At 51.7% G+C, this 14,172-nt stretch carries 12 protein-coding genes; 6 read left to right on the top strand and 6 right to left on the bottom strand.

Annotated elements, in window-relative coordinates; translation table 11 throughout:
- The first annotated feature begins 122 nt into the window (after positions 1-122).
- Both xrtX and ABD833_RS14560 read left to right on the top strand, forming a co-directional pair.
- Positions 123-680, top strand: coding sequence for an exosortase X (gene xrtX, locus ABD833_RS14565; RefSeq protein WP_345073951.1), 558 nt, complete (start codon positions 123-125; stop codon positions 678-680).
- Positions 673-1,218 (top strand): XrtX-associated membrane protein, encoded by a 546-nt coding sequence (locus tag ABD833_RS14560; protein ID WP_345073949.1) that lies wholly within the window; start codon positions 673-675, stop codon positions 1,216-1,218. Before xrtX ends, ABD833_RS14560 begins: the two co-directional genes overlap by 8 nt.
- On the opposite strand, the gene ABD833_RS14555 is transcribed toward ABD833_RS14560, so the two are convergent.
- Positions 1,184-2,764 (bottom strand): hypothetical protein, encoded by a 1,581-nt coding sequence (locus ABD833_RS14555; protein ID WP_345073948.1) that lies wholly within the window; start codon positions 2,762-2,764, stop codon positions 1,184-1,186. The genes ABD833_RS14560 and ABD833_RS14555 overlap by 35 nt on opposite strands.
- Before the next feature lie 701 nt (positions 2,765-3,465).
- Between ABD833_RS14555 and ABD833_RS14550 the strand changes: the two genes are divergently transcribed.
- The 4 genes from ABD833_RS14550 (at position 3,466) to ABD833_RS14535 (ending at position 10,538) form a co-directional block, all read left to right on the top strand.
- Positions 3,466-6,072, top strand: a complete 2,607-nt coding sequence (locus ABD833_RS14550; protein WP_345073947.1) for a glycosyltransferase — start codon at positions 3,466-3,468, stop codon at positions 6,070-6,072.
- Between the two features lie 84 nt (positions 6,073-6,156).
- Positions 6,157-7,086, top strand: a complete 930-nt coding sequence (locus ABD833_RS14545; protein WP_345073945.1) for an ABC transporter transmembrane domain-containing protein — start codon at positions 6,157-6,159, stop codon at positions 7,084-7,086.
- A 328-nt stretch (positions 7,087-7,414) separates the two neighbouring features.
- Positions 7,415-8,608, top strand: a complete 1,194-nt coding sequence (locus tag ABD833_RS14540; RefSeq protein WP_345073944.1) for a hypothetical protein — start codon at positions 7,415-7,417, stop codon at positions 8,606-8,608.
- Positions 8,609-8,759: 151 nt separating this feature from the next.
- Positions 8,760-10,538, top strand: a complete 1,779-nt coding sequence (locus ABD833_RS14535; protein ID WP_345073943.1) for an ABC transporter ATP-binding protein — start codon at positions 8,760-8,762, stop codon at positions 10,536-10,538.
- Positions 10,539-10,556: 18 nt separating this feature from the next.
- Here ABD833_RS14535 and ABD833_RS14530 read toward each other — a convergent pair whose 3' ends face one another.
- The 5 genes from ABD833_RS14530 to ABD833_RS14510 all read right to left on the bottom strand — a co-directional run bounded on the left by ABD833_RS14530 (position 10,557) and on the right by ABD833_RS14510 (position 14,068).
- Positions 10,557-10,685, bottom strand: coding sequence for a hypothetical protein (locus tag ABD833_RS14530; RefSeq protein WP_345073942.1), 129 nt, complete (start codon positions 10,683-10,685; stop codon positions 10,557-10,559).
- A complete protein-coding gene (locus tag ABD833_RS14525) occupies positions 10,682-11,467 on the bottom strand; it encodes a hypothetical protein (protein WP_345073940.1) in 786 nt (261 codons plus the stop codon). Before ABD833_RS14525 ends, ABD833_RS14530 begins: the two co-directional genes overlap by 4 nt.
- Positions 11,468-11,493: 26 nt before the next feature.
- Positions 11,494-11,736 carry a hypothetical protein gene (locus ABD833_RS14520; RefSeq protein ID WP_345073939.1) on the bottom strand — a complete coding sequence of 81 codons (243 nt, stop codon included), beginning with the start codon at positions 11,734-11,736 and terminating at the stop codon, positions 11,494-11,496.
- Between the two features lie 82 nt (positions 11,737-11,818).
- Complete coding sequence (locus tag ABD833_RS14515) at positions 11,819-12,958, bottom strand: glycosyltransferase (RefSeq protein ID WP_345073937.1); 1,140 nt, start codon at positions 12,956-12,958, stop codon at positions 11,819-11,821.
- Between the two features lie 453 nt (positions 12,959-13,411).
- Entirely contained in the window at positions 13,412-14,068 is a 657-nt protein-coding gene (locus ABD833_RS14510) for a polysaccharide deacetylase family protein (RefSeq protein ID WP_345073936.1), read from the bottom strand.
- Between the last annotated feature and the right edge of the window lie 104 nt (positions 14,069-14,172).

The following is a 14,172-nucleotide window of genomic DNA, read 5'->3' as shown; positions in this document are numbered from 1 at the left end:
CGGCGACGCGGCGACGCGGCCCGCCCCGGCATGAACACCACCCCCAGCTTACTCAGCCCGAATTCCCCCGGTTTACGGGCGGTGGTTTGGCGACTCCCGCACAAGCTGGTATATTTCGCCTTATGCAAGCTGCCGCCGCTCCCGTCGTTACGCCTCCCCTCCGCCGCTTTCTGGTACTGGCCGTCGTGCTGTACGGAGTTTGGTTTTTGGGCTACGAACAATGGCTGGCCCTAGATGGCCGCCTCGACGCGGCTCTTTCCGCCAACATCACTGCCGCCAGTGCCCGGGCCCTGCGCCTGTTTGGGTTCGAGGCCAGCGTAGCCAGCGCCGATCCCTATATGCTGCTGCTTAACCGGCAGGAAGTGGTGCACGTGGGCAATCCGTGCAACGGGCTGGTGCTGTACGCGTTGTTTACGGGCTTCGTGCTGGCTTTTCCGGGACCAGTACGCCGGAAGCTGTGGTTTATTCCCCTGGGCATTCTGGCCATTTACCTGCTCAATATCATCCGGGTCGGGGGTCTGGCGCTCAACCATCTGTATTACCACGAGTCAGTAGATTTCAACCACCACTACACGTTCACCTTTGTCGTGTACGGCTGCATCTTCCTGCTCTGGATGATCTGGGCCCGGCGCCTGGCCAGCCCACCGCCGGTAGTAGCCTCATCAGCGGCGTATGCGTGATCTTCACCCCTCGCCGACTCTGGCACCGCCGGGCCGCTGGATTGGCTCTAACCTGCTGCGTTGGGTGATAGCGGCTCTGTTGGTGCTGGGGATTTTCGGCGCGGGCATGTATGCGGATGTTGTTCGTTCAGCCAGCGACCAGTTCTGGCAGCAGCTACTCACGCTGGTAGGGCTCACTGACCGCGCCGCGGCTCTGCAGCAGGGCATCAGCGGCTTGGTTACCAAGCGCAGTCTGGTTTCAGTGGTCACTTATTCGCTGCTGTATACCAGCGGCTGCCTGCTGCTGCTGGCCGTAGTGCTCAACACTACCCAACAGGTCTGGAGAGTGCTTCAACTCTACGGAGCGGTGTTTACTACCTGTGCGGCGCTATTTTTACTAGGCAAGCTGGCCGGTGATGCTCCCTGGGCGTACCAGCTCGCCCGCCGCCTCATCGACTTCATCGTGTCGCCGCTACCGGTTATCATTCTGGTGCCGCTGCTGCGCTGGTATCAGCCGGCAGAAGTCAGGCACCCGGGAGTGCCGGGCGCTGAGGCTTAGCCTCCGGCCCGTTGTTGCGGCCTTCCGGCTCGGTCATGGTAATGAGCACTTCGTAGTAGGGCCGCCCCACAATGCGGGCCCGCAGCCAGCCGAAGAAGCTGAGCACCTGCAGATCTTCGCGCTCCTCGGGCAGGGCCCGCGGCATCTGGTCGACCCGCGCTACAAACTCAGGAGCTTTCACCACGTCGGGGTTCTCGATAATTTCGCGCACCAGCCGCAGATAAGTCAGCACGTGCTGGTAGGTAGTGGCTCCTTCCGCGAACCGCTCTTTCAGGCTCCGCTCAATGGCGCGGGCGCGGTTCAGGGCCAGGTCGGGGTTGCCCATTTCCAGCTGTACCAGCATCTCGCCCATATTCTTCATAAACACCCACTCCAGCCCCATCTGCTGCTCGCACCAGCGGTCGGTATGCCCGATGTTAATCAGAACCCGATTGGTTTTCTGGTACTGGCCGTCGGCAAAATAATGGAAGCCCAGGCCCAGGCGGGCCGTGAGCTCGTCGCGGGGACTAAGCGCCGTTTCCCGGCCTTTCAACAACTCTTCGAGGAGCTGGATACTGTCTTTGTTGCGCCGCAGAAAGGCGTAGTTCGCGGCCAGCAGGAACGTGTACTTCGGGTAAAAGTCGGCGAAATAGCTACGCGGCTCGGTGTAGAGCACGGTCTTCAGTCGCTCCAGGTACGCAATGGATTCGTCGAAGTGGCGGCTGCGGTAGAGGCCGTGCGCTATCATGTACAGCAGGCCGAGCTGGTAGTAGCGATGGGCCGGGGTGAAGCCGTGGCGCTGTTCCATCAGGCGGTAGCACCGGATGGCGAAGGGCGTGAACGACACAAAGTCGCCCCGGGCCAGCATGGCGCTGCGCGTGATGGCCAGCAGGCGGTAGAGCAGCGAGGGGCGGCGGGCAAAAGCCTCCTGCAGCTCGTACTCGCGCAGCACTTCCTGAATAATGGTGTTGAAGGCCTCCCCGGCCCGGCCGCGCAGGCGGGCTTCGCGCAGCCGTCGCCGAATCAGGCTATGGGCAATTCCGGCCCGCTCCTCTTCTTCAGCCGCTTTTTTATTCAGGTTGCGGCGGCGAATGATGTCGGTCAGGTCCTCGGCATGCTCGCTGTCGGCCTGAGCAATCTGGAGGTTGTACACGGTGTTGAGCAGCTCGTACTGCTCGTGGGTCAGGGCCAGCTTCTCGGATTTGCGCAACGCGCCCCAGGCCAGCCGGGGTACGCCGGCCTCGAACAGGTATTCGGCCAGCGTCAGCTGCCCCCGCACCGACGAGGCCGCCGTGGGGTCCTGATGGCGCTGGCGCAGCAGCAGAAAATCGGTGATATGGCTCAGCAGCCGCTTGCGCAGGGCATAATACGCCACCGGGTTAGGCTCATCGGGGTAGAGGCGCAGCACCAGCTCATCGGTAGTGTACTCCCGCTGCTGGAGCAGCAGGTCAAAAAGGCGCACGTCGAGGCGGCCCTTCTGCGCTTTGCCCTGCCGCTGAATGAACCGCCCCAGATCCTTCCGGTCCTCGGCAGGAAAGGAAAGCAAGGTGGTGCGCAGATCATCCATAAGAGTATAGCCAACGATACGTGAGAGGGGTCAAAGCTACGGAAAACAGCTTGGTGCCCGAAGCCTGTTTTATATCGGTTTGCCCAGCAAAAAGCCCTTCTCACCAGTAGTGAACTTGTCCTTCCCCAAAACTTTAGCAGGCTGCTGAACCGGAGCAACGAGCAAAAATTTGGGCAAGGGCAAGCTCACCGGTAGTGAAAGGGGCTTTTTGTACCAGAGACGAAAGTATTTCAAACGTCCGAAGCTGTTTAGGAGGTCGTTTTCGTGTCATGCCTTATCTGGAGCGTTCCGAACAACTGCCTAAACAGCTTCGACATGAGATAAGTGGACAGCCAAAGGCGAATACATTGCACTCTGTTGAACCCGCACCAAACTTTATTAAGTTAAATATTATCGTGAATACGTACAATTAATCAAACTTGTGTTTATATTTGATTTCGCATATATGGCATCTTCTTGGCTTTTGGCCAGGGCCTTAGCTGCAAAATCCGCTTCCGCCACCGTTGTCCCCAAGCCAGATCCACTGCGCTCTGTATCACCTTAAACACCCTCGAAAGTGAAGCCGCTTAGGCGGACCAGCGACCCTGCTCCCGTTGGGAGATTGAAAAGCGCTTCCGCGCGCTTGCCTCACGAAAAGCGCTAGCACCCGATCCCGCGCAAACGCGCGGTTCGGGTCGCCTTGTGCCCACACACCACACCTTATGCGAAACGAATCTACCCGAGAGGTTCGCACGGCCAAGCCATGCGCGTCCCGAGAGCGAATCCACATCGAAGGAAAATTTTTGATGTGGGGAAAACAAAAATTTTACCTCAAGGGCGTCACGTACGGTACGTTTCGCCCCACGGATGACGGAAGTCAGTACCCCCCGGCCGACAGCGTGGATATCGACTTTGCCGCCATGGCTCAAAACGGCATCAACTCCGTCCGAACCTATACCGTGCCGCCCGCTTATCTGCTTGACAAAGCCCTGGAATACGGCCTGCACGTGATGGTAGGCCTGCCCTGGGAACAGCACCTTACTTTCCTGGACGACCCCGCGCAGAGCGCGCGTATCGTGGCCGACATGCGGGCCAGTGTGCACACCCTGGGGCGCCACCCAGCCGTGCTCTGCTACGCCATCGGCAACGAGATACCCGCTTCCATTGTACGGTGGTACGGCGAGAAGAAAATCAGTGGCTTCCTGCAGCGCCTTTACCAGGCGGTTAAAGCAGAGGATCCGGAGGGGCTGGTCACCTACGTCAACTACCCCACGACGGAGTACCTGACCTTGCCCTTCCTCGACTTCTTCTGCTTTAACGTTTACCTGGAGTCGCCGGAAAAGCTGAACGGCTACATTGCCAAACTGCACAACCTCGTCGGCGACAAGCCCCTGCTCCTGGCCGAAGTGGGTCTGGACAGCCAGCGTAACGGGGAGGAAAAGCAAGCCGACAGCCTCGATTGGCAGTTGCGGATGATTTTTGCCAAGGGGTGCGTAGGCACCTTCGTGTTTGCCTGGACCGACGAATGGTGGCGCGGCGGCTTTGACATTGAGGACTGGGATTTTGGCCTCGTCGACCGCAACCGCCGGCCCAAACCCGCGCTGTATGCGGTCAGTAAGGCCTATGCCGATGTTCCTTTTACCAACGACGCAGCGCTGCCATTCATCTCGGTGGCCGTGTGCTCTTACAACGGCAGCGCTACCATCCGCGACACGATGGAAGGCCTCAAGGCGCTGGACTACCCGAATTTCGAGGTAATTGTGGTAAACGATGGCTCCACGGACAAACTGCTGGACATCCTCACGGAGTACGACGTACAAATCATCACTACCGAAAACCAAGGCCTGAGCAATGCCCGCAACACGGCCTTGTACGCCGCCCAGGGCGACATCGTAGCCTATATCGACGACGACGCCTATCCCGACCCACAGTGGCTGCGGTACCTGGCCTATGCTTTCCTCAACTCGGAACACGCGGGCATTGGCGGACCCAACCTACCGCCCGCCGACGACGGCCTGATTGCCCATTGCGTGGCCAACGCGCCGGGCGGCCCGGTTCACGTGCTCACCACCGACGAGCTGGCCGAGCACATTCCCGGCTGCAACATGGCGTTCCGCCGCGAGGTGCTGCTGGAAGTCGGCGGTTTCGACCCTATATACCGCGCTGCCGGCGACGACGTGGACCTGTGTTGGCGCGTGTTGCATACCGGGCGTACCATCGGTTTCCACGCCGCAGCCTTTGTGTGGCACCACCGCCGCAACTCCCTGAAAATGTACTGGCAGCAGCAGAAGGGTTACGGAAAGGCAGAGGCACTGCTGGAGGGAAAATGGCCGCAGAAATACAACAGCTTTGGCCACCTTACCTGGACGGGCCGCATTTACGGCAATGGCCTCACGCAACCTATTCAGCTGGGCAAACGCAAAGTCTTCCACGGAACCTGGGGCTCGGCACTGTTTCAATCGGTTTATGAGCAAGCGCCCAACTCTATGGCCTACTTGCCGCTTATGCCTGAGTGGTTCCTGTTAATGGGTCTGCTGGGGGCATTGTCGATGCTGTCAGTATTGTGGCAGCCTTTGTTGTGGGCCTTGCCCTTGCTCATCATCACTGGCGTGGTGGTGCTTACCCAAGCCGGGCTTAGCGCCGCATATGCCGACCTACGCCACGTGCAGCGTTGGTCCCTGAAGGTGCAGCTGTATGGCCTAACCATGCTGCTGCACCTCATGCAACCCGTAGCCCGGCTCGTTGGCCGCTTGCAGCATGGCCTCACGCCCTGGCGTAAGCGTGGCAGCGGCGAGCAGTCGTTCAGCAAACTGTTGCAAAGGGTGCGCGCGCAGGAGCAATGGTCAGAAGACTGGCACCCGGTGGAAGAATTGCTGGCCCGGGTAGAACACGACCTGCTGCGTCGAAAAGTGCGCGCCCGCCGCGGCGGTACGTTCGACCGGTGGGACTTGCAAGCCAGTTGCAGTTTTTTCTCCGGCGCCCGTGCCATCATGGCCATCGAAGAACACGGCGGCGGCCGGATGATGGTGAAATTCAAGTCGTGGACGGTGCTAAGTCAATCGGCCTACGTTATCACCGGGCTGCTGCTGGCGCTAACAACGCTTTCGTTACTGGATAGAGCCTATGTCTTATCGGGGCTATTCGCCATGGGCACGGCCCTTTTCGCGGTGCATCTGCTGACCGACGTAGCACGTTCGATGAGCGACTTGTCGCTGGCATTCGGCAGCCTGTTATCCGTACCAGCTGCCGGGGCAGTGGAAAACGTGACCGAGCCGGAAAACCCGGCATTCGAGCTGGCAACGGAATACGGCGAATACAAACTGGTCTGAGGGCGCTGCTTTGAAAGGCCTATACAGTTCCACAACTACCGGCGCTTGGGGGGCAGCCCCCCCAAGCACCCTGGAAAATCTGCCATGCGCAACGTTCAACTTTTAGCCCGCCTCTGGCGGCACGTGTTCCACTGCACCAGCCAGTTACTGCTGCTCATGGTCATTGGCCTGGCGAGCCTAGGGCTCGGAGCGGTAAAGCCGCTTCCAATCAAGCTCGTCATCCACAACGTACTGGGCACCATGCCGCTGCCTTTCGGATTGGAGCGCTGGCCCGGCGCTGCACGCTTTGCATACGACCAGCCCCAGCTGCTGCTGGTGCTGGTTGTGTTCACAGCTGTCGTGACGGTTGGCAGCGCGGCATTCTCGGCGGCCGTGGTGCGCCTGACAGTCAGCCTGGGGCACAAACTGGTGTATAACCTCTCGTTGAAGCTTTACCATAAAATGCTGCGCATGTCGCCTACTTTCTACGCGCAGCACAAACTTGGCGACTTGCTGCAGCGCATCACCGGGGACGTGTTCGTGGTGTACTTCGTGGTAGCTTATATTGTCGTACCCGGTATCATTTCGCTCATGTGTATGACGGCCATGGGCTATGTAATGGTACAACTCGACCTGCTGTTGGCCCTGATAGCCATGTCAGTAGTTCCCCTGCTGGTGTTGGCGTTGGCGTTGTTTTATAAGCCCATGGACCAAACCACCGCCGAGCATTTTGCCCGGCAGGGGGCTTTGTCGGCTTTCGTGCAGCAGAGCCTGACGGGCATTCGTACCATCCAGAGCTTCGGCCGCGAACGGCTAATGCAGCAACAGATAGAGCAGCAAGTCGCCGAGTTCGGGCAGGCGTTCCAGCAAGCCCCCGTGGTGGGCACGACGTACAACCCGCTCACGGCGCTGATTACCGGTCTGGCCTCCGCAGCACTGTTGGGCGCAGGGGCCTACCGCGGCCGGCAGGGCCACCTCACGGCAGGTGACTTATTCCTCTTTGGGCTACGTAGCCGCGCTCTGCGCCCCCTTTAACGCCCTCACGTCCGCCAGAGGAGCCAAATATTACTCCTCACGCAAAACCTTCGCCTTTTATCTGGAATAAGCTTCAAAGAATGGAGACTCAGGGCAAACGCATGAACGAACGGTCAAAGGCATTTGCTGCATCTGAAGCCACTTCACAAAGCCGCGAGTCTGAAACCCAGTTGCGGCAAAAGTGCCTTCAGTTGCTGGAAACGCTAGTGCTCAATGTTCATGCGTTTGCCCTGATGGAGACTAGCTGAAACCGGAACCCACGAAATTTTGCATAAGGAGAGAAAAGTATACGCAGAGCTGCATAAGTTTCAGAATATCGGCTGACCCCATGGAAAAGCTAAGAATCGTTGTCGGAGGCTTTATTGGCTTATACCCTACCGGAGGTGTTACGTGGGATTACCTCCAGTACCCTTTAGGCTTTCAACTGCTTGGCCATGATGTGTTTTACATTGAAGACACTGGCCAATATCCCACATACAGAAAGACCGACCGACCTTTGGATGATCCATTTGACACTGTTACTTACTTGCAAAAAACAATGCAGGAATTTGGCTTATCTCAGCGCTGGGCTTATCGTGATACATTCAATGGTAAATGTTATGGCATGTCCCTCGCGCAGGTTATGGAGATATGCGCTACTGCTGACATATTCATAAATGTTTCAGACGCGACTATTTACCGAGAGGAATACCTTAAAATTCCTACGCGCATTCTACTAGATTCAGACCCGATGTTTACCCAAGTACAAACAACAGAAGTTGAAAGTATAGACTTAAGGTATCATACCGCAAAGATTCCCATGTCCTGCTACACCCATTATTTCAGCTTTGGAGAAAATATTGGAGCTGAGAATTGCCGGATTCCCACGCTAGATATTAATTGGTTGCCTACCCGCCAACCAATATGCTTTGACTATTGGAACAAACAAGCAATGAGTGCGCAAACTTGCAAATTAAGTTTCTCGACAGTCATGAACTGGTCGACTCGTACTAAACTATTCTTTGAAAAAGAAGAATGGGGGCAAAAGGACGTCGAATTCAAAAAATTTATTGACTTACCTAAAATGTTTGATGACATAAATTTTAAAATAATTCTTGCTGTATCTGCTGGCTTTAAAAAAAATGTTAATCCTTCTCACATAGAAAACTATGGCTGGAAGGTCCTGGACCCAATGGATGTTATTGCGACGACCCATGACTATAAAAGGTTTATTCAAAGTTCGTCAGCTGAATTCTCAGCCGCTAAGGAAACCTATGTTAAGTCCAACAGCGGATGGTTCTCTGGCCGTTCTGCGTGTTACTTGGCAGCAGGAAAGCCAGTAGTTGCCCAGGATACTCAGTGGTCTAAATATATTCCATCAGGGGAAGGCTTGCTTGCTTGCAGCGATTTGACAACTGCAAGCGCGGCCATCACCGATGTGATACAAGATTATCCACGGCATGCTAAAGCTGCCAAATCCATAGGTTATGAATATTTTGACAGTGGCAAAGTTCTTTCACACCTCTTAGCCCTAGTCGATTAATCAAATAGCAATCTCCCCATTGGATAACGCACGGATAACTACCACAATTTCATGTTCTTAAATGGTTATCTACTCGTTAGATAGCTCCCGCTCCTGAGCGTTACAACACCTGGTTGATCTCTTTTAAATTATTGACATTAAAATTTGTAAAATGAATTTTTCTACTTCTTACTTATTAAAAAGATCTTTTGATCAAGCTCGCCCTCACTGGCTGTATATTGCAGGTATATTTATCTGTAATTTTTTTACTGTGCCTATTACTTTAATGAAGCCTTTGGCACTAAAAATTCTTATTGATAGTGGCTTTGGTGCTAAGCCAGTTCCCAACTTCATAACTTTCTTTTTTCCATCCAACTACGAATTCTCTTTTGCGTCAGTAATAGGACTGTCTATCTCACTGGTTATTTTCGTTGCCTTGATTGATAATATATATATCGTTGTTATATGGCTTCTTAATACTTATACAGGTGAAAGACTTGTAAGGGATTTTAGACTTCATATTTTTAATCATATCCAACAACTTTCCCTTGCTTATCACGATCGCAAAGGAACTGCAGAGTCAGTTTATAAAATCCAATACGATGCCTATGCAATTCGAACCTTAATAATAGAAAATTTATCGCCCATATTATCATCATTTATCACATTGACGGGAATGATAGTGGTAATGCTTAATATTAATTGGCATTTTGCCATCATAGCATGTTCTGTTATCCCTCCAATGGCTATTCTTATTCGTTTTTCTTCAAAAAAATTAAAAAAAGAGTGGCAAAAAGTCAAGGAAAACGAGAGTAATGCTATGTCGGTTATTCAAGAAGTGCTTACGTCTTTACGCGTAGTAAAAGCATTTGGACAAGAAAATGGAGAAAGCGGGCGATTTATGTCAAAAACTGATATGGCGATGAAGGGGCAATTAAAAGTCGCTTGGATTGATGCTTCGTTCTATTTTTGCATAGGAATGACTTATGCGATAGGTACGGCTTTATTTATTTTTTTAGGGGCAAAGTATGTTTATTCAGGAGAAATGACCCTTGGTGAACTAACAATGGTAATGACTTATCTGGGTCAGATATACGGACCTCTTGACACAATCAGTCGTAATTTGAACGAAGTACAATCATCATTAGTAAGTTTAGGGCGGGTTTATTCCTTGCTTGATGAAGAAAAAGAAGTCAAAGAAATAGCAAATCCTGTTAATTTTATACGCGCAAATGGTTTATTTGAATTTCACAATGTGAGCTTTCATTATAAAAAGGAAACTAGTATTTTAAATGACCTGTCTTTTAAAATTTACCCGGGAGATAGGGTTGGAATAATTGGATCTACCGGAGCAGGTAAGTCAACATTAATTAGTTTGATTACTAGATTTTACGACCCTACTTACGGTCAAATTTTAGTCGATGGTGTAAATATAAAAGAATACAAACTATCAGATTACCGTAAGCAATTTAGTATAGTACTTCAAGAACCGGTATTATTTTCAACAACAATAGGGGAAAATATTGCTTATGGCCTTCCTAATGCCAGTAAAGCAGAAATTACTGAGGCCGCTAAAATGGCTAATGCTCATAATTTTATCATTAATTATCCTGACGGATATGATACTTTAACTGGAGAAAGAGGAATGAATTTATCAGGTGGTGAGAGACAACGCATTTCAATTGCCAGGGCTTTTATCAAAAATGCCCCTATATTAATTTTAGACGAACCCACAAGTTCATTGGACGTAAAAAATGAATCTCAAATAATGGAGGCAATGGAACGTTTAGTGAAAGGACGTACAACTTTTCTTATTACTCACCGTCTTGATATGTTAAATTCTTGCAACATTATATTACATCTTGAAAAAGGATGTTTAGAAGAAATAATAATCAATAATGAGACTGATACGATTGCCAGAATAAAAGCAACCTTTCTTTCAAGTATATAATATTTTAACGGGTGTAATTCAAATCTTCGCTTGGCTGCTTTTGAGTAGTTGGGTGACGAGGTCGAACTTGCGGCTTTTGTAGGCTACGCGTAGCCGTAGCAGATGGTCGCAGCCGTGGTTGGCCCAGCGTTGGCCAGAGCGTTTCATGCGTACTTGCAGCACACTGCGGTGCGCGGCCTCAATCGGGCCGCTGCCGATAAGCAGGCTGTCGGCCTGGACAGGAGCCCATGGCGCATGCGGTAGTGATTGGCCCGCAGGTAGCTCCCCAGGCCCTGCCGGTCCGCCGCGGGTAGCTGCCGCAGCCCGGCCACGTGGGCTTCGACCCGTTCGCTCTCGTCGCAAAGCAGGTGCTGCTGTTGCCGGGCCAGCCAGGTGTCGCCTTGCGGCAGTTGGCGGGCCACGGCGGCCAGTTTCTCGACCACGTGGTAGTAGTCGAGGATGTGGGTGGCGTCAGGGTAACTGGTAGAGAGCCACTGACCAATCCAGGCAGCCCCGTCCGTGATAAAGACCTTTCGCACCGGACTGTCGGGCGGCAGCAGGCGCTCGAAGTGAGGCGTGAAGCCCGTATAGCAGCCCCGGTGGGCCACGTACTCCGATGCTTGCGGCCCCGCAGATTTGTTAGCGGACAGGTCAGCGGCGAACACGCGGCCGAGTTTGGTTTCCTGCCAGCCGTGATCGGTGAAGAGCATACTGCCGTCCACCATCCCCGGGGCCTGCGCTTGCTGGGCCGCCAGCGCGGGCGAGGGCGTACTCAGGTGCTGCTCGTCGAGCCCATCGGCGATGCGCTGGCACTGCCGGTACACCTGGCTCTGGTTGACGCGCAGGCCCAGCAACTGCTCGACCAACTCGGGCACCTGGCCAAAAACGGTCAGCGTGCTGAGCAAGGCCAGCTTCTCCTGCAGGTAGGGGCTGGTGCGGCTGCCGAGCACGGGCCGGCTGAAAGCGTGGCTAACGGCTACTTCAATCTTGCCGTAGCGGCTGCGGATACCGTTTTTTTTCGCTTGTCGGCAGGCACCGGCCCGACCGTCTGCTTCAGCACCTGCCGGCCCAATCCGGTCCAGACCTGGTCAAATTCTTTCTCAAACGTGTAGAAGTCGGCGTGGCGCTCTAAGGCGCAGAGCGCCTCGAAACGAGTTTCAGCCAGGGCCAAGTAGTCCGCTTTGGTCATCATCACAAGGGGGGCAATGGTCTCCTTCAAAGATAGCAGCCCCAAGCGAAGTTTTGAATTACACCCACCATGTTTATATACATATATATAGAATTGTTTTTTTTCATAATGATTAAAAGCTTTTTAATAAGTCACGTAAAACCTTATTTGAGTCAAAATATTCTTCAACAATCTTTCGTGCCTCATTACAGTGGTATTCGTAGTCACCGTTTACCTTCTCAATACATGCTATAGATTCTGCCATGTTGGTAAAAGTTAACAATCCTTTTCCCACAGGTAAAAAATCAGAGAATCCTGTATTCTGCACAATTACCGGGCGTCCACTTGCCATGTATACCGCACTTCTTTCGCTGAACCACCCACTTTTTGTAACAACATAGCCCTGCTTAGCAACGCTCCATTCACCTTTAGAGTTACATATAAATTGTTGGTAAGTTTCAGTAGTAAGCGTAATTCCTAAAGGATCTTTAACCTTCCATCCTGCGTCTATCAATTTGCATTTTGTGACAGCATGACTGCCCAATGCTAATTCAAAAATATCCTGAACTTTTGATGGCATATCAATATACTCATCAAATGATGCTGATTTCATTCCATACACTTTCCCTTTATACTCCTGGCTTTGGTAACTGTCCCATTGCATAACAGTAGTCCAGTTGCGATTTTGTGTAGATTGGCTAGTATTCCATTTACCTAAAACTACCGGCTGTCTTGTTGGCTTCCAGTCAATCCCGTCGTTGGGAATGGAACAGATTGCCTTACCAAAATTCTCGCCATAAGTAGCAAAATGAGTGTGTGCTTTGGCTATTTCTAAGGCCGCATTATTAGTGATATGTTTTATCTGTGTAAATGCAGGGTCGGTATCTAGATAGCAACGCGTAGGTACATTTAACCACCATTCGCGGATTGGATTGATGCCTGAAAGGTTTAAAACTACATCCGCATTATTGCAAAAATTTTCCACTGCTTTTTTGCTCAACCCAAACCAGCTATTAGTATGTTCATCATAATAACTCCAGTTGTGCTGCAAGTTGTGTTGGGTAAAAATATTCTTACAGAATTGTAGTCCGTAAGATGGATCAGTTGTAACCTCATTCGTTGAAGGGTTGTAGCAGGAAGCATAACCATCGCTATCCTCTAGGAATAACACCTGGTGCCCCATATTTTTAAGACCAATTACATATTGCAAATGATGCCATGCCATTCCACCCAGGGGGCCTCTAACAATATATCCTAAGACAAGTATTTTCATGATAACGGGTGTTGAGAAATTATTGATCTGAAAATTATGTCAACAAATTCTTTTTCTCTTGGATATAATTTTCATTATAATCACGTACCATGTCTATAAGTCTGCCGTCTTCCATATGCATAATAATATTGCAGTTAGCAAACTCAAGCACTGGGAGGCATCCAAGAGGTAATCTTTTTAGCGTTTATACAAGATTGGCAAACAGGCAGTTTATCAAAAAAAGTCAATATTTTATTGTTATCAAACTAATTTAATGAAAATACCAAAATTATGTTAGTTTATGTATGGTTGCAGCCGTTTCGCAAAATTGAATGTTTGAATCGTTTGAATCATAGAAATCGCGACCCTTCGCGTCTCATCGTTGAACGATCTCATCCGTTGCCGTCCTGGCAGGAGAAGCGGAGGATCGCGTCTCTACCCCGCCTGTACGCCGTTCGCGAAACCGCCATATTTTCAGCCTCTCGTCGAGCAATTATCTAACTTCAGCACCAAACTCATATCGGTATCTGGCCCGATAGGAATGCGTTCAAGGCGGTATGGAAGGGCGCTCTTTACTTCAAAGGAAGTGCCGTTATATAAGCAGGCAGCTCGGTAGCCCGCTTCGGCAAGTAGCTCTTCAGTTTGACTACTGTTTAGTCCGTCATCGCCATAGGGAAAAGAAAAAACCTTGAGCGTCTTGTTAAGTCTGGCTTCAATTTCGGCCTTTGATTGAACGACTTCCACTACCTGTTCCGCTACTGAAAGCGTAGAGAAATGCCGATGCCAAACGCCGTGTGATTGGACCGATACCCCTTGTCGCTCCAACTCCTTTAATTCCTCCCAGCTACAAATAGGCTCCTCCGGCTCGTAGAAGATATCGGCATCAAACGCGTTATAGCCATCTATAAATCCGGTGGGAACGAAAATAACGCCCGGATAGCTAAATTGGCGCAATAAAGGCAACGCGACGATCAGGTTAGATCGATAGCCATCGTCAAATGTGATAAGCACTGCCTGATCCGGCAAAATTTCTGGCTGCTCGAACCCTTTTAAGAAAGTGTCGAGGTCAATAACCGTCCATTGATTCTTTGCCAAATAAGCAAGTTGTTGTTCAAAGACGGAAGCAGACACATAGGACCATGTGGGCCACCCCTTCTCGGGCGGGTCCCCAATTTTGTGGTAGGCAAGAATGGCCACTATGGGATTCCTTTCTATGTTTTTCATCATACAAGGCG

Source organism: Hymenobacter fastidiosus (assembly GCF_039539565.1).
In the GTDB taxonomy this organism is placed as follows: domain Bacteria; phylum Bacteroidota; class Bacteroidia; order Cytophagales; family Hymenobacteraceae; genus Hymenobacter; species Hymenobacter fastidiosus.
Note: the sequence above shows the minus strand (reverse complement) of the source record. Positions and strands in the feature narration are given on the sequence as shown.

What these genes read in the sequence shown, in the direction of transcription:
- xrtX (WP_345073951.1), top strand. Translation starts at nt 123, where the DNA reads ATGCAAGCTGCCGCCGCTCCCGTCGTTACGCCTCCCCTCCGCCGCTTT.
- ABD833_RS14560 (WP_345073949.1), top strand. Translation starts at nt 673, where the DNA reads ATGCGTGATCTTCACCCCTCGCCGACTCTGGCACCGCCGGGCCGCTGG.
- ABD833_RS14555 (WP_345073948.1), bottom strand. Translation starts at nt 2,764, where the DNA reads ATGGATGATCTGCGCACCACCTTGCTTTCCTTTCCTGCCGAGGACCGG.
- ABD833_RS14550 (WP_345073947.1), top strand. Translation starts at nt 3,466, where the DNA reads ATGCGAAACGAATCTACCCGAGAGGTTCGCACGGCCAAGCCATGCGCG.
- ABD833_RS14545 (WP_345073945.1), top strand. Translation starts at nt 6,157, where the DNA reads ATGCGCAACGTTCAACTTTTAGCCCGCCTCTGGCGGCACGTGTTCCAC.
- ABD833_RS14540 (WP_345073944.1), top strand. Translation starts at nt 7,415, where the DNA reads ATGGAAAAGCTAAGAATCGTTGTCGGAGGCTTTATTGGCTTATACCCT.
- ABD833_RS14535 (WP_345073943.1), top strand. Translation starts at nt 8,760, where the DNA reads ATGAATTTTTCTACTTCTTACTTATTAAAAAGATCTTTTGATCAAGCT.
- ABD833_RS14530 (WP_345073942.1), bottom strand. Translation starts at nt 10,685, where the DNA reads ATGAAACGCTCTGGCCAACGCTGGGCCAACCACGGCTGCGACCATCTG.
- ABD833_RS14515 (WP_345073937.1), bottom strand. Translation starts at nt 12,958, where the DNA reads ATGAAAATACTTGTCTTAGGATATATTGTTAGAGGCCCCCTGGGTGGA.